General features: G+C 61.9%; 21 protein-coding genes and 1 pseudogene. 8 read left to right on the forward strand and 14 right to left on the reverse strand.

Annotated features, from left to right (window positions below; all coding sequences use genetic code 11):
- Nucleotides 1-2: 2 nt before the first annotated feature.
- Nucleotides 3-662 carry a ribbon-helix-helix domain-containing protein gene (locus tag ACVTFQ_RS03425; protein ID WP_111564419.1) on the forward strand — a complete coding sequence of 220 codons (660 nt, stop codon included), beginning with the start codon at nucleotides 3-5 and terminating at the stop codon, nucleotides 660-662.
- A 6-nt stretch (nucleotides 663-668) separates the two neighbouring features.
- On the opposite strand, the gene ACVTFQ_RS03430 is transcribed toward ACVTFQ_RS03425, so the two are convergent.
- On the reverse strand, nucleotides 669-1061 hold the full coding sequence (locus ACVTFQ_RS03430) for a GFA family protein (RefSeq protein WP_111564420.1): 393 nt from the start codon (nucleotides 1059-1061) through the stop codon (nucleotides 669-671).
- Nucleotides 1062-1237: 176 nt separating this feature from the next.
- Between ACVTFQ_RS03430 and ACVTFQ_RS03435 the strand changes: the two genes are divergently transcribed.
- The gene (locus ACVTFQ_RS03435; RefSeq protein ID WP_111564421.1) at nucleotides 1238-1771 is read left to right on the forward strand and encodes a hypothetical protein; all 534 of its coding nucleotides are present in this window, start codon (nucleotides 1238-1240) and stop codon (nucleotides 1769-1771) included.
- A 1-nt stretch (nucleotide 1772) separates the two neighbouring features.
- Here ACVTFQ_RS03435 and ACVTFQ_RS03440 read toward each other — a convergent pair whose 3' ends face one another.
- Nucleotides 1773-2027: a type II toxin-antitoxin system Phd/YefM family antitoxin gene (locus ACVTFQ_RS03440; protein WP_111564422.1), complete on the reverse strand. Its 255-nt coding sequence runs from the start codon at nucleotides 2025-2027 to the stop codon at nucleotides 1773-1775.
- A gap of 157 nt (nucleotides 2028-2184) precedes the next feature.
- Here ACVTFQ_RS03440 and ACVTFQ_RS03445 point away from each other — a divergent pair, with 157 nt between their 5' ends.
- The gene (locus tag ACVTFQ_RS03445; RefSeq protein WP_026283089.1) at nucleotides 2185-2508 is read left to right on the forward strand and encodes an ArsR/SmtB family transcription factor; all 324 of its coding nucleotides are present in this window, start codon (nucleotides 2185-2187) and stop codon (nucleotides 2506-2508) included.
- A 4-nt stretch (nucleotides 2509-2512) separates the two neighbouring features.
- Entirely contained in the window at nucleotides 2513-2941 is a 429-nt protein-coding gene (locus tag ACVTFQ_RS03450) for an SRPBCC family protein (RefSeq protein WP_111564423.1), read from the forward strand.
- 118 nt (nucleotides 2942-3059) lie between these two features.
- Here the strand turns inward: ACVTFQ_RS03450 and ACVTFQ_RS03455 are convergent, their stop codons facing one another.
- Nucleotides 3060-3857, reverse strand: a complete 798-nt coding sequence (locus ACVTFQ_RS03455; RefSeq protein ID WP_313760622.1) for a transglutaminase-like cysteine peptidase — start codon at nucleotides 3855-3857, stop codon at nucleotides 3060-3062.
- A gap of 414 nt (nucleotides 3858-4271) precedes the next feature.
- Here ACVTFQ_RS03455 and ACVTFQ_RS03460 point away from each other — a divergent pair, with 414 nt between their 5' ends.
- The 3 genes and pseudogenes from ACVTFQ_RS03460 to ACVTFQ_RS03470 all read left to right on the forward strand — a co-directional run bounded on the left by ACVTFQ_RS03460 (nucleotide 4272) and on the right by ACVTFQ_RS03470 (nucleotide 6114).
- On the forward strand, nucleotides 4272-5504 hold the full coding sequence (locus tag ACVTFQ_RS03460; RefSeq protein WP_111564425.1) for an ABC transporter substrate-binding protein: 1233 nt from the start codon (nucleotides 4272-4274) through the stop codon (nucleotides 5502-5504).
- Nucleotides 5505-5682: 178 nt separating this feature from the next.
- A pseudogene (locus tag ACVTFQ_RS03465) lies at nucleotides 5683-5808 on the forward strand (YccF domain-containing protein); the annotation flags it as partial.
- Entirely contained in the window at nucleotides 5794-6114 is a 321-nt protein-coding gene (locus ACVTFQ_RS03470) for a YccF domain-containing protein (protein ID WP_409527939.1), read from the forward strand. The pseudogene ACVTFQ_RS03465 and the gene ACVTFQ_RS03470, both read left to right, overlap by 15 nt.
- Before the next feature lie 86 nt (nucleotides 6115-6200).
- Here the strand turns inward: ACVTFQ_RS03470 and ACVTFQ_RS03475 are convergent, their stop codons facing one another.
- From ACVTFQ_RS03475 to ACVTFQ_RS03485, 3 genes are all read right to left on the reverse strand, one after another.
- Nucleotides 6201-7727: an ABC-F family ATP-binding cassette domain-containing protein gene (locus ACVTFQ_RS03475; RefSeq protein ID WP_111564427.1), complete on the reverse strand. Its 1527-nt coding sequence runs from the start codon at nucleotides 7725-7727 to the stop codon at nucleotides 6201-6203.
- A gap of 293 nt (nucleotides 7728-8020) precedes the next feature.
- Nucleotides 8021-8407 (reverse strand): hypothetical protein, encoded by a 387-nt coding sequence (locus ACVTFQ_RS03480; protein WP_146618541.1) that lies wholly within the window; start codon nucleotides 8405-8407, stop codon nucleotides 8021-8023.
- Nucleotides 8408-8435: 28 nt separating this feature from the next.
- Complete coding sequence (locus tag ACVTFQ_RS03485; RefSeq protein ID WP_112437442.1) at nucleotides 8436-9992, reverse strand: helicase HerA-like C-terminal domain-containing protein; 1557 nt, start codon at nucleotides 9990-9992, stop codon at nucleotides 8436-8438.
- Between the two features lie 232 nt (nucleotides 9993-10224).
- Here ACVTFQ_RS03485 and ACVTFQ_RS03490 point away from each other — a divergent pair, with 232 nt between their 5' ends.
- A complete protein-coding gene (locus tag ACVTFQ_RS03490) occupies nucleotides 10225-10620 on the forward strand; it encodes a hypothetical protein (protein ID WP_111564431.1) in 396 nt (131 codons plus the stop codon).
- 255 nt (nucleotides 10621-10875) lie between these two features.
- Here ACVTFQ_RS03490 and ACVTFQ_RS03495 read toward each other — a convergent pair whose 3' ends face one another.
- The 8 genes from ACVTFQ_RS03495 to ACVTFQ_RS03530 all read right to left on the reverse strand — a co-directional run bounded on the left by ACVTFQ_RS03495 (nucleotide 10876) and on the right by ACVTFQ_RS03530 (nucleotide 19510).
- Entirely contained in the window at nucleotides 10876-11304 is a 429-nt protein-coding gene (locus tag ACVTFQ_RS03495; protein WP_111564433.1) for a hypothetical protein, read from the reverse strand.
- Between the two features lie 190 nt (nucleotides 11305-11494).
- Nucleotides 11495-11623: a hypothetical protein gene (locus tag ACVTFQ_RS03500; protein ID WP_018896989.1), complete on the reverse strand. Its 129-nt coding sequence runs from the start codon at nucleotides 11621-11623 to the stop codon at nucleotides 11495-11497.
- 441 nt (nucleotides 11624-12064) lie between these two features.
- Entirely contained in the window at nucleotides 12065-13588 is a 1524-nt protein-coding gene (zwf, locus tag ACVTFQ_RS03505; protein WP_111564434.1) for a glucose-6-phosphate dehydrogenase, read from the reverse strand.
- A gap of 393 nt (nucleotides 13589-13981) precedes the next feature.
- Nucleotides 13982-14752, reverse strand: a complete 771-nt coding sequence (tam, locus tag ACVTFQ_RS03510; protein WP_111564435.1) for a trans-aconitate 2-methyltransferase — start codon at nucleotides 14750-14752, stop codon at nucleotides 13982-13984.
- Nucleotides 14753-14770: 18 nt separating this feature from the next.
- Complete coding sequence (locus ACVTFQ_RS03515; RefSeq protein ID WP_018902479.1) at nucleotides 14771-16330, reverse strand: TerC family protein; 1560 nt, start codon at nucleotides 16328-16330, stop codon at nucleotides 14771-14773.
- 393 nt (nucleotides 16331-16723) lie between these two features.
- Nucleotides 16724-17158: a cupin domain-containing protein gene (locus ACVTFQ_RS03520; RefSeq protein ID WP_111564436.1), complete on the reverse strand. Its 435-nt coding sequence runs from the start codon at nucleotides 17156-17158 to the stop codon at nucleotides 16724-16726.
- A 155-nt stretch (nucleotides 17159-17313) separates the two neighbouring features.
- A complete protein-coding gene (locus ACVTFQ_RS03525) occupies nucleotides 17314-18366 on the reverse strand; it encodes a patatin-like phospholipase family protein (RefSeq protein ID WP_112437085.1) in 1053 nt (350 codons plus the stop codon).
- Nucleotides 18367-18469: 103 nt separating this feature from the next.
- A complete protein-coding gene (locus ACVTFQ_RS03530) occupies nucleotides 18470-19510 on the reverse strand; it encodes a zinc-dependent alcohol dehydrogenase family protein (RefSeq protein ID WP_112437084.1) in 1041 nt (346 codons plus the stop codon).
- Between the last annotated feature and the right edge of the window lie 220 nt (nucleotides 19511-19730).

Genomic DNA, 19730 nt, shown 5'->3' on the forward strand with positions numbered 1-19730 from the left:
CCATGCTGATCGTCAAGCCCGGAATTCAGGACGCAACCGATCTCGAACCATCAGACGAGCAGCTGCCGGCGATCGACGCCGAAGAGATCGAGCCGCGTTTCCGGGCTGTCGCGGGTCGTGGCGGCGAGCGTCGCGGCATCCGGCTGGAACGCATCTATTGGGACGGCCTCAGCCGCATGTCGGCCTCCGGCAAGATGTCGACCGCCGATCTCGTGCACTATACCGCCTCGCAGATGCCGGAATCCGGCAATCTCGCCTCGCTGCTGCGCGTCCTCAGCCTCAAATGGGCGTTGCGCCGGCTGGATACGGTCGAGGACATCTCCTCGCTCGCCAATGTCAACGCCATCATCCAGGCCTCGCCGTCGCCGGCGATCCTTTTGACGCATGAGAAGAAGGTACAGCTCTTCAACGACGCCTTCCTGTCGATGCTGCGCCAGCGCCTGCCGCTCGGCGATCTCGCGCAACTGACCAAGAGCCTGCGTTTCTCGATCGACACCCAGATCGAGGAAGCCATCGCCACCCTGTCGCGCAACAAGGGCAAGACGCTCGCGACAGGCTTCACGATCACCGTCGGCACACAGACCATGAAGGGCCAGATCAACCTGGCTTTGGCGCCGACGCACGAGAAGTCGATGCTGATCGGCTACATCTCCCGCTACTGATCCACATCAATCCTCGAAACGCCCCGCCGCATCCCGGTCGCGCTCGTACCGGTGCCTCAACGGAAATGCCGGTAGCCACCCCTCGCGGCGGATGGTCCACAGCTCATACGTCGGCTGAAACTGGTCCTTCTGATCAAGCGATCCAAGATTGACCTCGACCTCATCACCGCTTCGCCCAAACACCGGCGACCCACAGCGCGGACAAAAGAACCGCCCATTATACTCCCCCGTCTCGCCTTCGACCCGCACCGCATCCTCGGGAAAGATCGCAGACGCATGAAACAGCGCTCCATGATGCTTGCGGCAATCCATGCAATGACAGATGCCGACCCGATAGGGCGCACCGGATGCAGTCAAACGAACGCGGCCGCAGAGGCATCCTCCGGTAAACTGATCCATGGTGTCGCTCCTCCAAACGCGCAGGAAGAGCTATGTAGAGTGATATGGCATCATGGCAATTCCTGCTTAAATGGCGGCGTCATTCATCTGTGGGCGCCTTGCGGAAATACACTAAATAATTGCTGCGAGAGGAGTGATATGCAGATCTTGTTTCCGCGAATATCAGAAGGGGCCAGATGATTCTTCGTGCTTTTCGATGGGTATCGACCGCCGCCGTGGTCGCAGCGACCTTAGCCGCATGCGTGCCGGGCAAGGCGTCTTTCTATCAGAACGCGTTGCCCGAAGCGCTTGGAACAACTGACATTCTGGTTTTGGGAAGCGATGCAAGCTGGTTCGACATGGTCGTTCCGATACGCCGCGAAGGATGCGGCGCAGTCGTCTTCCGGCTGTCCCCGGAAACCATCGCGAAAATCCGCCAACAGGGGTTGGCATTTTTCCAAGATGCGCGGCAGGCGCGAGGCTATGATGCCAATAGTGCCAAGGGTCGCTACTATGCATACGCGGCTTGGCAGGCAACCCCGGCACCGGAAGGCTGGTTCGGTGATGGTGCCGTTGCCGGCTCCCTTTCGTGCGCGGGCGTCGCCAACGACTTGATCCGGAAGATCACCGAAGGCGGCAAGGGGGCCGAGGGCTACTTCACCACAAAAAGCGAAGCGCAGCTTATTGTGCTGCCGCAGGAACAGATCGCTATTTACACCTACTTCGGCTAGCCTACCTAATGTCATCCAGATTGTAAGGCGTGTCGATCTCCACGCGCGCCTGCATGATCAGGTGCACTTCGCTTTCCGAAAGCGCGCCCACGGGAAGCGAAACCCTGAAACGATCCCAAAGCTGATGAAACATCTCCGCCGAGACGAGATAGGCGGTCGGCCTGCCGTATTTGGTGATCTCGACCGGTGCCTGTTGGACCTTGTCGTGCCACTCGCCAAAATTCTTCTGAAATTCCGAAGCAGAGACGCGCGGCATGTTGGTCTCCATTTTCCGTAACTTGCGTAACGTACACAAAATCCGGCCGTTTCTCAAAAGTTTCAGGGGAGGGCGCGTTTCACCTCTGTAAAGATATTCACCCATGTGGTTGACTATCGCTCGGATATGGATATATTCAACCACATGGGTGAATGAAATGGATGAAGACGCACTGTCACGGATATTGAAGGCCGCGGGGGATACCACGCGGCGGCAGATCCTGACGCTCCTCGTGCAAGAGGGGCCTCTCAGGGTGACGGGGCTCGCTGCTCATTTCGACATGTCCCTGAATTCCGTCTCCAAGCACATCAAGGTTCTGGAGGAGGCGGGGCTGGTCACCCGGCGTACTTTGGGCCGCGAGCATTTCATTGCAGCGGAGCTTGAACCGCTGAAACTGACGGAAGACTGGTTCGCGCAACTGAAGTCGATATGGGAGCTGCGCCTTACGGCGTTGGAAGAGTTACTCGTTTCAAAGGAGTGAAGTCATGTCCGAACTTGAACTGACGGTAAGCCGCAAGATCGCCGCCTCGCGCGAGAAGATTTTCAACGCCTGGCTCTCGCCAACAGCGCTGGCCAAATTCATGAAGACGCCGGCGGGCAATTTCGACGCCCGAGATGTCACCACCGATCCGGTCAAGGGCGGTCGGTTCATGATCGTGATGGTCACACCGGAGCGCGAGATCCCGCATTCCGGCACCTATCTCGAAGTCGATCCCTATTCGCGCCTGTCCTTCACCTGGGAATCCCCGCATTCGCTGGATGACAGCGTCGTCACCATCGACTTGAAGGAGATCGACGCGGAAACCACCGAGCTGACGCTGAAGCAGGTGAAGTTCCGCAGCGAAGGCGCCCGCGACGGCCATATCCAGGGCTGGACCTCGATCCTCGGCGAACTCGACAAATATCTCGGCTAAGTCAGGGGGCCGACATGAAAAAGCCGCCGGCAATGCAGCGCCGGCGGCTCCATTTCGCCTCGGTATCGAAGCGGGATGCGAGAGGAGGCCAGCCCCGGCCCTCGCCATTGCCTTCCAATCAGAAGGCAACACCTTCGCCAGGCGCGACCTTTTCGATCGGCATGGCAGATGCCATCTGGCTGCCGCCAACGCGCGAGCCGTGCAGGTAGCCCTTGCCGCCGGCGATCGAATAGAGCGGCATGTAGTCGGGCAGGCGGCTGTCGGCGAGAACCTCGTCGCGCATGTTGTCGAGAATATAGTGGTTGCCGCCGGCCGAGACCGAGAGAACGGCGTGGTAGAAATGGCGCTTCTGGTCGAACAGCACGACGACCGCCATGTCCTTCAGATCGACGCCTTCGGCATTGAGTGCCGCCATCTTCAGGATCGCGAAATCCTCGCAATCGCCCTGCTGGCGCTTCAGCGTCTCGGAAGGCGTCGCCCAGTAATCGGCGACCTTGTAGGTATCGATGTCGCGGGCATAGCGGATCGTGTGGTTGATCGTGGTGTTGATCGCGTTCATCTTGTCGCGCAGCGATGCCTGCGAGGTCTTGGTGAAAGCGACCTTGACCGCGGTGACCGCCTCAGTGCACTTGCCCGCGCCGCAGGAAATGGCGGTGCCGCTGGTCATTTCGTCCAGCGAAGGCGCCAGCCGCTTCAGGGCTGCCAGGCGCTTGAAGGGGATCGCGACCGATCCGAACACGCCGCCATCATCAGGACGCGCGGCGATCGAGGGGCGGGTTGCCGGCTTCACGGATGCGGTGGTCTCGGGGCTGAATGCGGCGGCCGCAACCGGCGCCGGCGTCTTCAGGGCCGCGAGATCGATCGAGCCGAAAGCCTGCGCGAGACCGCGTCCGGCGAGCGTGACGAGGCGCGCCATGCCGCCGACGCTGACGGCGCTTGCCGCCTGCTCGGCGATGCTTGCCGAAATATAGCTGGAGTAAGATGCGCCGTAAGCTTCTGTATTATAAAGAACAGAAGCCGATGCATGATTGTAAGAAAAAGAAGAAAATGCCGAAAGAAGTGCGATAAAAGCGATTTTGTTTGTTTTTGTTCTTTTGGTCACGGGACTTAATTTCTCCACTTGTTGGGAGAAATGTACCGATCAGCCATAAATATCGGGTTTGGAAGCGTGGATAACTTAGAACGAAGTTATCCGCTCAAAAAAGCTGAAAATTTTAGCTTTTCCGTCAACCAAGTTTGGGGGAAGGGTTTGCTTTCGCCAGATGCCTATGCAGATATGAGGCCGCGAAATGGCCGCTATAGACGGCCTGATTAGGGTTTGGGGGAAGCAGTGACAGTGCAGGGTAGGGATGAGGCGCGTGGCGCGCATGGTTTACGCGGCGTCCTTCGCGCAGCCCGCAAGGGGGCGAAAGCCGCACGATCGCTCCTGCTTCTCTCCGTCGTCCTTTCCTGCGGCGCACTTGCCGCCTGCCAGTCCGACGTCGATGGCATCGCCAGGAACGTCAAGACCAACGACATCAAGCCGCCGTCGAGCGACGTCGAGGAAAGCTTCGGCGAAAACGGTGCCGAGATCACTCTGCTGATGCAGAAGGGCTCGAACGGGCTCTTCGAAGGCCCGTCCCGCGATGTCCGTGATGCCGCAGCCCTCGGCATCGGCGAACTCGGCTCCAACCAGGCCTTCGTCAAGGTGATCGACGTCGCAAGCCCCGCCGCAGCACCTGCTGCGGTGGCCGCCGCCAAGTCCAGAAACTCCTCGATCCTTATCAGCTACCTGCCACCGGCGACCACGGCCGCCGTCGCCGCCATGCCGTCCGACCAGCGCCCGCCGCTCCTCAATCTCGGCCAGCCCGTGCCGGCAACATCCGGCAATGTCTACAATCTCGCATCGAGCGAGACCGACAGCGCGCTGGAGGGCCTGCGCACAGCCGCTGCCAGCGGCCACAAGAAGGTCGTCGTGTTCGCACAGCGGGATCTCCCGCAAACTGCCGATCTCAGGCTGGCGGACGCCATCCGCGCCTCGGGCGGCACCTTTCTTGGTATCGTCAGATATGACCTGACGGACGCAGCGGCCGCTGCCGCCGTTGGGACGGCCAAGCCGCAGCTGCAGCAGGCCGATACGGTGCTCATCCTCGGCCGCACGGCGATCACCACCACCATCGAAGGGGCCATCAAGGCCGGCGGCCAGAGCAATCTCAATTTCATCGGCACCAGCGCCTGGCCGCCGCAGACCTACCGCGAGCCGACCGCCAACGGCACGCTGATCGCCATGGTCGAGCCCGAGGCCACCTCGCTGATCTCGGAGCGCTACCAGCGCCACTACAAGCGCCCGCTCTCGGCCGATGCCGCCTATGGCTATGACGCCATCGCCATCGCCTCCGGCATCATCCGCACCAAGGGCCCGACGGGCCTCAACGCCGAGACGCTGACCAGCAAGGTCGGCTTCCGCGGCGTCACCGGCCTCTTCCGCCTGTCGCCATCGGGCCAGGTCGAGCGCCGCTTGAGCCTCTACGCCATATCAGGCGGCAAGCTCAACGTGCTCGCCGCCGCACCGGCTTCGTTCTGAAGCGAGCAAACATTTCCTGACGCGGATAGCACTTCGCCTTCGCCTGCGACGGGACAAACTTTGCGTGAATTGTAGATGTAAATTCTTCGCGCACAGATTGACGGCGGCGCGATGTATTGCTCATCTCGTCTTATAGATATGAGGGGATTTCATCATGCGTACTGGCGCGAATTTTCTATGGTTCATACTTGGCGGATGGGCATTGGCACTGATGTGGTGGTTCGCCGCCGCACTGATGACTATTTCAATCATCGGCTTGCCGTGGGCGCGCGCCTGCTGGGAGATCGGCTTGCTTAGCCTTTGGCCCTTCGGACGGGATGTCGTATCGCATGCCGAACTTACCGGCAAAAGCAGCGCCGGGCTGACACTATTTCGATTGATCGCAAACATCATCTGGCTGCCATTCGGCGTCATCCTGGCAATCTCTCATGTGCTGCACGGCTGCTTGATGTTCGTGACGATCATCGGCATTCCGCTCGGCCTCCAGGACTTCAAGCTTGCGGGCATCTCGCTGTTTCCCGTTGGCAAGCGCGTGGTCACCAAGGAACTCATGGCCGCCGCGCGCTCCGCCAATGCGCAGGCACAGCTGGCAGCGCTTCGGCAGGGCTGATCGCGATCGAGCAACGTTGCTGGCCGGGCGGCGGAGATCGAATTCCGCCGCCAGCCTCGCTATGACCTAAACCGACGGCCGCCCGATCAGGCAGCCGTCGCGGCAGCGGCGAAGAATCCTTCCGGGCTCTCCACCTCCACCAGCCTCTTGCCGTCGATCAGCCAGAAGCGGTTGCCGACGTTGCGGATGAAGTCGCGATCGTGCGAGACCAGCAGGCAGCTTGCCTGCTGCGCCATCAACTCGCTCTCCAGCGCCTCCTGGCCCTCGATGTCGAGATGGTTGGTCGGTTCGTCCAGCAGGTAGAAGTTTGGGTTGGTCAGCCGCAGCGCCAGCATCCCCAATCGTGCCTTCTGCCCGCCCGAGAGCCTGCCGATAGGCTTGCCCTGCATCTCGATCGTCATCCCGGCGCCGGCAAGCAGCGCGCGGGCTCTCGCGTCGCCGACATCGAAGCGCCTGAGGATCATCCGCATCGGCGTTTCCTCGTCGATCAGCTCGTTCAGCGCCTGATCGCCATATCCGAGCACCAGCGACGGCGTCGCCTTGATGCCCTCGACGGCGCCCTCCATCTCCAGGATCGCCCGCCGCAGCATCGTCACCATCCGGCTCTTGCCCATGCCATTGGCGCCGAGGAGAACGATGCGGTCGTCCTGGCAGATGAATTGCTTGCCGGTCTTGAAGAGCGGCGTGCCATCCGGCCGCGCCACGATCGCATCCTCGAGCGTCACCAGCACCTTGGCGTGGGTGCCGCGGTTGGCAAGCCGGATCGCGCCCGAGGAGCGCTCCAGATGCGCGGGTTTCGCCGCGTCCTCCAGCTTTTCCGCCCGCTGCTTCAGCTGCTTGGTCTTGACGACAAGCAGGTCGCTGCCGGAGTTGATGCCGATATTGTTGAGCTTGGCGGCCTGCTGGCGCAGCTTTTCCGCCGCCTTCATGTCACGCTGGTAGCGCCGCTCGTCGGCCGCGTCGCTGTCGTCGAGCGCTGCCCGCGCTTGCGAATAGGGCAGCGAAAACAGCGCCGATTGTTCCGGCCTCAGAAACAGCGTCCGGTTCGTCGTGGCGTCGAGAAAGGCGCGGTCGTGGCTGGAGATGATGACGGGCATGTCGCGCGGCAGCGCGCTCAGCCAGTCCTCAAGCCGGGCGATCTTGCCGAGGTCGAGATGGTTGGTCGGCTCGTCGAGCAGAAGCACGTCGGGCTCGGTCACCGAGACTCGCGCCAGCATCGCCAGCCGCTGCCAGCCGCCGCTGAGCTGCCCCACCGGTCGCTCGCGCATCTCGTCGGGCACATCGAGGCCGGCAAGCACCATGTCGACCCGCCAGCTCTCGTTGAGCTGCTGGTCCTCCGGCAGCGCCTTCAGCACCGCCTCATGCAACGGCAGAGGAAGAAGGGCAGGCGGCACGTCCTGTTCGACATGGCCGATGGTGAGCCCGCGCGAGCGCGTGACGTCGCCCTCGCTCGGCTCTATCGCGCCGGACAGGCAGCGCAGCAGCGTGGACTTGCCGCGCCCGTTTGCGGCGACAAGGCCGATGCGGTCGCCGGCGCCGATCGCAAGCGTGAGGTTGGAAAACAGCGGCTTGCCAAGGGTGATGCCGAGATTGCGGATATGGATTGTCGTCATGATCTTGCTCTGGTCTTGCGAGCAGGCACAGGCGCGTCGCGGGCATCAGCCTTCATCGCGCGCGTGTGCTCAAGCTCGGGGGATAGAAACATGCAGGCGAGCATAGGCTCACGGCTGCAGTGCCACGAGGGGCGGACCAGGAAGAGGGTGTCGAGAAACGGTCTCTGGTCAGCCCTGCAAACGCATTTGCAGGGCGTTGACGGGGCCACGCTGGCGATTGAATCGGAAATGTATCGTCACGCGCAACCCTCCTTTCTCAAGTATCCCAGCGATAGCATTGCGGCCGCGAAAATTCAACCGTGATGCTCGTGCACCGTGATCAGGAAGATCGCGTCGGCCTCTATCGCCTTCAGGATTACGCCGCCATCGCTGCGGTAGATCTGCAATTCCGAAAGCACGCCCGCGGCCGAAAACAGGATGATGTCGACAAGCGGCCCGTAGGGATCGGCGACCTCCTTGTCGTCGAAATAGCCCGACGCGACGGGATGCGCCGGCAGGTCGGCGGGCCAATCGGTCCTGTCACGCAGGCGAAGGCGCAGCGAGCCGGATGCGTCGATCTCGGCAGCGCGGTAGTGGTCGCAGTCCCAGGCTGGCGGCACCTCGCCGCGCGCGGCGTATCGCGCCAGACGCTGGATGATCTGCTTTTCTGCGGGGTTCAACTCTCTCCAAATCAACGTCACGCGGTCGCTTCCGAAAAGAGTTGAGGGGTCACCGTTTCAGGCTGCCGAGAATGCCGCGCACCAGCGCCCGCCCGACCTGGGTCGCCACGGTACGCGCCACGCTCTTCATCGCCGCTTCCACCACCGTCTCGCGCTGGTAGCCGCCGGAGCGGGGGCGGCCCTGCGCCGGCTTCTCGTCCTTGTCGTCGTCGCCAAAGCCCGGCAGCGTCCAGCGGCCGGAGGCGCTTCCCTCGGTCGGCTGTGTCGGCTGCGCCTGCTTGGCGGCATCGGAATCCGATGCCTTCTGCGCCCGCGCCGCCAGGATCTCGAAGGCGGATTCGCGGTCGACATCCTCGTCGTAGACGCCGAGCACCGGGCTCTTGTCCATCACCTGCTGGCGTTCTGCATCGGTGAGCGGCCCGACACGGCCGGATGGCGGCCGCACCAGCGTGCGCTCGACGATCGATGGCGCGCCCTTGGCCTCCAGCGTCGAGACCAGCGCCTCGCCGGTTCCAAGCGTGGTGATCACGGTGGCGCAGTCGAAGGCCAGGTTGGGGCGGAACGTATCGGCCGCCGTCTTCACCGCCTTCTGCTCGCGCGGCGTATAGGCGCGCAGCGCGTGCTGCACGCGGTTGCCGAGCTGCGCCAGCACCGTCTCCGGCACGTCGAGCGGGTTCTGCGTGACGAAATAGACGCCGACGCCCTTGGAGCGGATCAGGCGCACCACCTGTTCGACACGCTCGACCAGCACCTTCGGCGCGTCGTTGAAGAGCAGATGCGCCTCATCGAAGAAGAATACCAGCTTTGGCTTCTCCGGATCGCCCACTTCGGGCAGCTCCTCGAAGAGCTCCGACAGCAGCCAGAGGAGGAAGGTCGCGTAGAGACGCGGGTTCATCATCAGCTTGTCGGCGGCGAGCACCGAGATGTTCCCGTAGCCGCGATTGTCTATGCGCATGATGTCGGTGATCTTCAGCGCCGGCTCGCCGAAGAAATGCTCGGCGCCCTGTTGCTCGAGCACCAGCAGCGCGCGCTGGATCGAGCCGACGGAGGCCTTGGAGATCAGCCCGTACTGGCTGGAAAGCTCGGTGGCGTTCTCGCCCATGTAGTTGAGAAGCGCCGAAAAATCCTTGAGGTCGAGCAGCGGCAGGCCGCCCTTGTCGGCGATCTTGAAGGCGATGTTGATCACGCCTTCCTGCGGCTCCGACGCATCCATCAGCCGGGCGAGCAGGAGAGGGCCCATCTCGGCGATGGTGGTGCGCACCCGGTGGCCCTTTTCGCCGAACAGGTCCCAGAAGATGACCGGGAACTGGTCCGCCTCGTAATCGTCGAAACCGATCTGCTCGGCCCGCTTGGTCATCCAGTCCTGGGGCTGGCCCTTCATGGCAATGCCGGAGAGATCGCCCTTGATATCGGCGCAGAAGACCGGGACGCCGGCCCTGGCAAAGCCTTCGGCCAGCACCTGCAGCGTCACCGTCTTGCCGGTGCCGGTGGCGCCGGTCACCAGTCCGTGGCGGTTGCCGTATTTGAGTTCCAGATATTCGGGGGTGTTGATACTGTCATCAGGGTTGCGGCTGGTACCGATGTAGATCTTGCCATCCTCGAGCATGCGAAAGGTCTCCCTGCCGGCGACGGACGCCGATTGCGTCAAAATGCGGAGAGCATAATCCGCATGTTCATTGTAATATGCTTCGACTGTTATAAGCAGGGACCGCAATGCCGACAACTGTCTGCATTAAAAGGAAAACTGGATAAGCGATGATCGCGTCGCGGATGCCTTGAGTTGCCACTCAAACTCGATTAACGTTGACGTTAACGTCAATAAAACCAGGAGGATGACGATGAATGAAATCGTGGATCAGATAGCCGCACGGGTCGGCATTCCGGCCGAAGTGGCCGAAAAGGCGCTCGGCATGATGCTTGGCTTTCTCCAGCGCGAAGCGGCCGACGGCCCGGTCGCCCGGATGATCGAAGCCATTCCGGGCGCTTCCGATCTGGTCGCCCAATATAACGGCGCCGGCGAAACCGGCGGCGGCGGCCTTCTCGGCAGCATCATGGGCGCTCTGGGCGGCGGCGGCATCATGGCGCTCGGCCAGCAGCTGATGTCGGAAGGCCTCGGCATGGGCGAGATCACCTCCCTCGCCAAGGAAACCCTTTCAATTGCCGAACAGCACGCCGGCAAGGAAGTTGTCGACGAGGTCGTGGCTTCGGTGCCGGGGCTCAGCCAGTTCGTTTGATCGGATTGGGATGATGGATGATGCAGCGGGCGGATTTTCCGCCCGTTTTGCTGTGATGTGGATGGTGAGGTTAGCGTCGTGCCGTGCAGCCCCCTCATCCGCCTGCCGGCACCTTCTCCCCGTTGGGGAGAAGAGACTCGGGGCGGGCCGCTCGCTCCTTCTTCCCTTCTCCCCCGCGGGGAGAAGGTGGCCCGAAGGGTCGGATGAGGGGGCTGCGCACTCCAACGCCAGCCACCACTCGACCGCCAGCAAACCCTACTGCGTCACCCCAACCAACTGCATCCAAACAGCCGCCTGATCCCGCGCCGTCTGCCGATCAGCCTCATCCAGCGCGCTCCCGCCGCAAAACCGCTCCACCTGCGCCCGATCACTCTCCGCCGTCGTCGCATGCTTCGCGCCGACGATCACATGCCGCCAAGCGCAGCCCAAAACCCGGTCTTCGACGATAGCCTTGTCACACCCAGTGCTGAGGCACAACGCGACCGCCCTCTGGCTCTCATAACCCCCGCCAACAGCACGCGCATAAGTCACCGCCCACCCGGCACGCGTATCCCGGCATCCGGCCGGGTCAGCGCTCAAATCGCACGATGTCGTAGCAACATAATCCTTCGCCGGCGGGAAGTCGGGGAATTCGGCGAGGTTGACGCATCCGCAAGCCAGAAGTGCTGCCGCAAACCACTGCAATATCGTCTCCCGCCGTTGCGCGACCACACTGCTTGCTGGGAGACATCGGACGATGGCTCACGACAGGCCAAATCAGTGATGAATGCCAAATCAGTCGTGAGTGTATGTGTTATCGCCGCTCGCCGAAAGTGGGTTTCGGCCCGGAAAATCTATCCTGACGCGGTCCTGGTTCAGGCGGCCGGATGGGGTGTCAGTGCTTGCTTTTTGTCTCGCGGGCAAGCTTCAGGATGACGTCATCGGCCGCGTCGGCGAGGGCCATGGCGATTTCGGCGGCTTTCCACCCTCTCTTCTCTCCGTCACGGATAAGTTCGAAGAGCATGGGTTCGAATTCGGACCGGCAGGTCTCCATTCGTTGGTCTGAATTGGATCGATTCTTGGAAGACTGAATATCCGTCATCATCAATACCCCAGATTAGAGGGTAGATTTAGCAAGGCCGCTGAAGAGCGCAAGTAAATATGTTAATCGGTCATTAACAATTCGATTTTTTTGCCTGATATAAGCAAAAAAACAACTAAAGCGTCCAGAAGGGCCCGCCGGGGTGTGGCGGGCCCCCGCCTTCTTTGTCGCACTGGAAAAGCAACTCTGTCAGCAGTAAAAGCTTGGATCCGGGGAAGTAACCGGTCAACTTCTACCTTTTTTGTACTTGGTACCGCCTTTCAGCGGCGAAGCGAGCCGTTTCCCGTAAATATTATGGGTTTATTTCGGGACGGCGGCGCGTGAGCATGGTTGTTCCGGATATACTAACATAAGAGTGTATTTTTATTCATGTGCGCTTTTTGGGTTGTGTAGAATAACGCCGAGCTCGTGCCATTGCCGGCCATCCTTGCGGATCAGCTCGTCGGCGCAGGTCGGCCCCATGCTTCCCGGCAGGTAGGGCTCCGGCTGGTTGTCGCTCTTGCCCCAGAGGTCGAGGAAGGGCTGCACGGCGGCCCAGCCCGCCTCGATGCCGTCGGCGCGCTGAAACAGCGTCTGGTCGCCGATGAAGAGATCGTAGAGCAGGGACTCGTAGCCGGTCATCTTGCCGATATCGAATTTGTCGGCATAGCGGAAGTCGAGCGAGACAGGCACGGTATCGACCGAAAGCCCCGGCGACTTGATGGAGAGCTCGACGCTCAAGCCTTCATCCGGCTGCACCTGGATGACCAGCCGGTTCGGCGGCAGGCTGCGCTTGATGTCGGTCTCGCGAAACTGCGCGAAGGGCACCTGGCGGAAGGTGACCACGATCTCCGTATCGCGCGCCTTCATCGCCTTGCCGGTCCGGAGATAGAACGGCACGCCCGCCCAGCGCCACGTATCGACATAAAGCTTCAGCGCCACGAAGGTCTCCGTCCTTGTGTCGGGCGAGACGTCCTTGGTCTCACGAAAGGCGGTGACCGGGTTACCGTTGAGAGGGCCGCTGGTATAGACGCCGCGCACCCCATGCTCGGCCGCTTCCTCGGGCGTATAAATCCTGAGCGCGCTGAGCGCCTTGCTCTTTTCGCTGCGGATCGCCTCGGCGCCGAACCCGTTCGGCGCCTCCATGGCGATCATCGCCAGCAGCTGGAACAGATGGTTCGGCACCATGTCGCGCAGCGCGCCCGTCGCATCGTAGAACTTGCCGCGGCTTCCGACATCGACCGTCTCGGCGGCGGTGATCTGCACATGGTCGATATAGTTGTTGTTCCACAGCGCCTCGATCATCATGTTGGCGAAGCGGGTGGTCAGGATGTTCTGCACCGTCTCCTTGCCGAGGAAGTGATCGAGCCGGTAAACTTGGCTTTCCGAGACCTTGGAGAGGATGCGCGCATTGAGCGCCTTGGCCGAGGCGAGATCGGTCCCGAACGGCTTTTCGATGGCGATCCGCCGAAACGCGCTGTCGGTCTCCTGGGTCAGCCCGTGCTGGGCGAGCTTCTCGACGATCGTCCCGAAGAATTGCGGTGGCACGGCAAGATAGAAGGCAGCATTACCGCTGGACGCCTTCTTGAGCCGCGCCTTGATGTCGAGATAGATTTCGTCCTTGGTGAAATCGCCGGACGTATAGGCGATCCGCCTGCTGAGGCTCTTCCAGCCATCGCTTTCAGCATGCGCCCCGCCATCATCGAGCGTCTTCAGGAAATCATCAAGCCGCGCCACCAGCATCGCATCGTCACCAGGCTCGATGCCGACGCCGAGAATGCGGAGATCCTCGCCGGTCAGCCCGCTCTGCGTGAGGTTGATGATCGCGGGAACAAGCAGCCGCCGCGTGAGGTCTCCGGTGGCCCCGAAGATGACAAGCGTGACCGGCGGGCTGGGAGCTGCGTCCATGATGATCTCCTTGATATGGGAGGGGGAAGATAGAGCGGGCGGATGGGGTGCCAAGCGGGTGTGGCATTGATATGTGAGGTAAGGCGAGGATGACGGGGGTTGGCCGGGTCGCTTGTTGTAAGCTATTGAAATACGCAGATATCCACCCTCGCGACGTCATCCTCGGGCTCGTCCCGAGGATCTAATCACGCAGCAACGGGCTCGACGTGGATGGATCGACCGGGACGCGTGCAGGTATCGCTTGGTCTGTCGTCGAAAGCACCGGCGCCGTTGAATTTGTGGAGACGTGCTTAGATCCTCGGGACGAGCCCGAGGATGACGTCGGAGTGTTGGCGATCGTCGGTAACCCATTGAAATGTCGCGGCCTAAGTCGCCTCGGACACCTAGCCCCGTCTACCCCTTCACCGCCACCATGAATATCCGCGGAAACCTCAGCAACACCCGCCCGTCGGACATCTCAGGATAAGCCTTCTCCACCCGCCCGAGATAATCCGCCAGAAACGCCTCGCGATGCTGATCGCCGGCATGGTCGAGATAGGGGCGCAGACCGGTGCCCTTGACCCATTCGACGATCGCTGCCGCATCCGCCATCGGGTGGTTATAGGCGGTGTGCCAGATGTCGACGCGCTTGGCCTTGCCGATCAGGCGGGAGTAATAGGTGGAGGGCGCCGGCAGCGGGTTGCGGCGCACGCTTTTGGCCTCGAAGGCGGCCTTCCAGGGGCCGGCATGGGCGGTCTCTTCCATCAGCATATGCGTCGGCTCGGTCAGGTTGTCGGGCATCTGCACGGCAAGGGCGCCACCCGGCTTCAGGCCATCCATCAGCCGGTCGAAGATGTCGAGATGATTGGGCAGCCATTGGAAGACGGCGTTGGCGAAGAGCAGATCGACCGGCTCTTTCGGCTGCCAGGTTGCGAGATCCGCCTCGAGGAAATCGGTGCCGGGCAGGCGCTTGCGCGCGGCGTCCAGCATGTTGAGATCGCTGTCGAGCCCGCTGACGCCCGAGGCACCGTAGCGGTCGATGATCAGCTCCGTCGAGTTGCCAGGGCCGCAGCCGAGGTCTATGGCGCGCTCGATGCGCTCCATCGGCACCTGCGTCAGAAGATCACGCGCCGGACGTGTCCGTTCATCCTCGAATTTCACATATTGGCTTGCCGACCATGCCATGGCGTCTCTCTCCCTTTCTTAGTCTGCGTCTTCGATACGCTTGATCCTGATCTTGTCGATGTTGCGGCCATCGAGCGATACCACTTCGAATGTCAGTTCCTCGAAGCGGATCGTCTCGCCCTGATGCGGCAGATGCCCGAGCCGCCACAAAATGAAGCCTGCCAGCGTCGAGAACCGGTCGCCTTCGTCCACCAGGTCGACATCAACAAGCTTGGAGGCGTGGCGGATATCGATCCAGCCGTCGACTGTCAGCGAGCCATCCTCGCCGCGCTCGATCGAGAGCTTCTCCTCGTCTTCGTCGGGAAACTCGCCGGCGATGGCCTCAAGCAGGTCGGTGGGCGTCACCATGCCTTCGAGATCGCCGTACTCGTCGAGCACGATGGCGACCGCTTCGCTGGAATGGCGCAGCTGTTCCATCAGCTTCAGCGCGCTGATGCTCTCATGCACCACGAAGGGCTCGCGGATCGAGCGCTCGACATTGATCGACCCGTCGACGATCAGGTCACGCAACAGGTCGCGGGCGCTGGCGACACCGATGAAATTGTCGAGGCTCCCACGCGCGACCGGAAAGCGGGAATGGCCGAGATCGACGATGCGGCGCTGCAGCTCTGCCTCAGGCGCATCGAGATCCAGCCAGTCGATATCGATGCGCGGCGTCATGATCGATTTGGCCGAGCGGTCGGCGAGCGTCAGCACGCCCTGGATCATGTCCTTCTCCTCGTTGGAGAACACGTCCTCTTCGGCCGCCTGTTCGGCGATATGTTCCGCCGTCGGCCCAAGCGTCACCTGCGGCCGTCTGCCGCCGAGCAGGCCGAGCACGGCGTCGGCGGTGCGTTCTCGGATGTTGGTGGGCGTGATCAGCCGCTCGCGATTGTGCCGCGCCAGCTGGTTCAGCGATTCGATGATCACCGAGAAGCCGATCGCCGCGTAGAGATAGCCCTTCGGCAGGTGCACCCCGAAGCCCTCGATGATCAGCGAGAAACCGATCATCATCAGGAAGCCCAGGCAGAGGATCACGACCGTCGGGTGCTTGTTGACGAAGCTCGTCAGCGGCTTCGAGAGGAGCAGCATGACGCCAATGGCAATCACGACGGCGATCATCATCACCGGCAGGTGCTGCACCATGCCGACGGCGGTGATCACGCTGTCGAGCGAGAAGATCGCGTCGAGCACGACGATCTGCACGATGACCTGCCAGAAGACGGCATGCACCACCTTCTTCTCGGATGTCTCGACATGGCCTTCCAGCCGTTCGTGCAGCTCCATCGTACCCTTGAAGAGCAGGAACACGCCGCCGATGAGGAGAATGATGTCACGGCCGGAGAAACTGAACTCCATGACCGAGAAGATCGGCGTCGTCAGCGTCACGATCCAGGCGATCGAGGCGAGCAAGCCGAGACGGATGAACAGAGCGAGCCCCAAGCCGACGAGGCGCGCGCGGTCACGCTGATGCGGCGGCAGCTTGTCGGCGAGAATGGCGATAAAGACGAGATTGTCGATGCCGAGAACGATCTCGAGCACGATCAGGGTTGCGAGACCCACCCAGGCGGAGGGGTCGGACATCCAGTCGAAGAACATCAATGGTGTAACGCGGCCACGTTGACGGGACCGCTCCTTTTGCGATGAAAATATGAAAGGCGGATGACGGCGGCCGCAAACGACCGGCGATCAGATTCCGCGATGGATAAGAAAAGAGCCGCCCCGAACGCGGCTATGCCTGACCTAAGGTCGGCGCGGCGAAGCGCACGCCATCTACAGCCATCCCCATCGCCATCAGCAGAGATATCGCTGGAAGAGGGGGTGGAGCTGGTACTGGAAGGGTCGCTGTCGGGCATTCTTCAATTTTGAAGGGTAACGTGGCCAAGCGCAAGAGGGGCATGGCAGAATTCGTTCGCATGCTTGCGATCGAGGCCGGGGTGAACGGCCGGGGAGAATGGCCGCCCGGTGATCCGGACGGCTCCAAGACGGCGATCAGGCCGCCAGAATGCGCGTGCTGTCGCTGTTGGCGACGACGGTCAACAGGTCGCGGGTGCGCGATTCGGCGGCTTCGAAGAAGTCCGACATGTCGCTGTCGATCGTTGCCGAAAACCGGGCGATGTCGGGGCCGCGGTTGGAATAGCCATGCGCCTGATCGGCCTCGATGCGGACGATATCGCCGGCGGTGGCTTCGAATTCTTCCAGCCCCTGGTCCGTCATCCGGCGGATGATGAGACAGCCTTCGATGATGCGCAGGATCTCGGGGCTTTCGTGGCGATGCAGCGGCGTACGCCCGCCCGCGGGCACCGTGACGTCGAAGATGTTCAGCCAGGTTCCTTCAAGCCGCGTGTGCCGCTCGAGCTGGCCTTCCGGCGCAAAGCCGGCCTGTACGCCCTCGGGCGCATGTGTGTTCACAAATGAGTTGGACATGATGTCTCGCTTTTTCTTTTTCTTAGCGGCGAGCGCGATAGACCTTTAGCCGGGCAATGGCAACCCGCGAAAACGCAAGGCTCCGATGCACGGATCGGCACCCCCGCGCTATCGGCGGGTTTTCAGCCCGCCGATCACCGCATCGTGTTTGGCCGTTATTGGTTGGCTAGGATGCGTTTGGCGATTTCGTCGAGCGCCAGGGCGTTTTCCTTGATGATCGAGGTGGCGATTGCCTTCAGCGCCTTGATGTTTTCGGGCGATGCGTCGTCCAGCGCGTCGTTCTCCTTGGAGCTCAGCTGCCGGTCGAGACGGAAATAGCTGAGCGAAGCCGCGTTCTCCTTTGTCACCACGGTCGAGTAGTCGATCTTGGTGCCGGGCGGATTGAGCAGCGCATTGGCCTGATAGGAGGCGGTGCTCGCCTGTCCCTGCATCAGGATCGAGATCAGCGGCGTGTCATGAGACGGCTGCATCCAGCCTAAAATGCCCCAGCCCTTGGCCTCCTGATAGGCGACCGGGCGGTTTTGCTGGCCGGTGCCGAGCGACAGGAAGACGAGCTCGTCATTGCCCCATTTCTGCTTTCGCGCCTCCACATAGGCCGCGAGAATAGGATCGTTGGCGAAGACGCCGCCGTCGATCAATGGCACGAAGCGCTTGTCCTTGTTTCTCTCGCCAACCCTCTCGATAAGCGCCGGCGGAAAATAGGTGGGCGCCGCCGATGTCGCCCGCGCCGCCTCCCAGTAGCGGAAATTGCTGTTCTCCTTGTCGGTGTTCGCCATGAACAGCGCCTGCCGCTGCTGGATATCATAGGCCGTGATCAGCACCTTGGTGAGCCCTTTATCGAGCGTCGCCGTCAAGCCGAGCTGCGCCTTCAGCCTGTTTTCCAGCTCATCTGGCTGGTAGCGCGGATCGTTGAGGCCGAATGGGTTGATGAGGCCTAGGATCGGGTTTTTCTCGAAGATCTTGCCGCCGTGATCGACATAAAGCGCCAGAAGATCGGCCGGCGTGCACGCCGCCGTCTCCTCATCGTCAGGATGCGGGCATGTCAGCCCCGCCGCGATGATGCCGCCGGTGGATGTCCCTGCGATCATGTCGAACGCCTGATGCAGCGGCAGCCCCTCCAACCGCTTGGCCAGCTCCACCAGGATGGCCGCCGGGATGATCCCGCGAATGCCACCACCATCGATCGAAAGAATAAAACGCTTTGGCATGCTCCCCTCCATCCCGGTTCATCCGGTTGAAGGGGAGTATGCAATCTAAACCAAAGATTGCAACAAACTGAAAAGCACGTTTTGATTGAAGGCGGTTGTGGGCCTAGAAGCGCGTGATGACGCTGATCCCCGTCGTCTCCGCCTTGTCGAGCGTCATCAGCGCCGGGATGCCTTCTTCCAGGCTGATGCGTCGCGAAATCAGCTTTTGCGGCGCGATCTTGCCGGCGGCGAGCATCGATAGCATCGCGTCGTAGCGCCAGGCCTGCATACCGTGGCTGCCGTAGATTTCCAGCTCATGGCCGATCACCTGCGCCATCGGGATCGAGGGCGTTGAATGCTCACCCAGCATCAAGCCCACCTGCACATGGCGCCCACGGCGGCGCAGGTTCTTGATCGAGTTGAAGCAGGTTTGAGGATGGCCGAGCGCGTCGATCGAGACATGCGCGCCACCCTTGGTGATCTCGCGCACCGCCTCGGGCACATCGGCAACCTCAGTCGCGTTAATCGTTGCGACGGCCCCGCACTCCCGCGCAAAGGCCAGCTTCTCGTCCGACACATCGATGGCGATCGCATTCGCGCCGAGCGCGGTGGCGATCATGATCGCCGAAAGGCCGACCCCGCCGCAGCCATGCACGGCGATCCATTCGCCCGGCCCGGTGCGGGCCTGGTCGGCGACGGCGCGAAATGAGGTGGCGAAGCGGCAGCCGAGGCTGGCGGCCGTCGCATCGTCGACGGTCTCGGGGAGGTGCACGAGATTGGTGTCGGCATAGTCGATCGCGACATATTCGGCGAACGAGCCCCAATGGGTGAAGCCCGGCTGGAACTGGTCGGGGCAGACCTGCTGGTTGCCGGAGTGGCACTCGCCGCAACGGCCGCAGCCGGAGACGAAGGGCACCGTCACCCGGTCGCCCACCTTGTAGCGCATCACGCCCTTGCCCGTCGCCACCACCTTGCCGGCAAGCTCATGGCCCGGCACATGCGGCAGCTTGATATCGGGATCGTGGCCCATCCAGCCATGCCAGTCGCTGCGGCAAAGCCCGGTGGCGCCGACAGCAATCACGACGCCGTCTTCGGTGGGCGTCGGATCGGGCAGGGTGGCGATCTCCGGGGCCTTTTCGAAGGCGTCGTAGAACATGGCTTTCATGGGTCTTCACTCCTGCAGGGCGCGCTCAGTGCGCGGGCATCCTCGTTGCCATACATAATGACACGGGGTCACGACCGGCTCCAACCGGATTACCCATGATTTTCACTGATGCATCCATCCCGCATGTTTCATCAAGCACGCATGAATATTGCCCTTGGCTCCGTCACCGCATGCCGTTTCTTGCTTAGCGTTCACCGCGCCATATTTCTCCTTGACCCGG

The organism is Rhizobium sp. O111 (assembly GCF_055616315.1).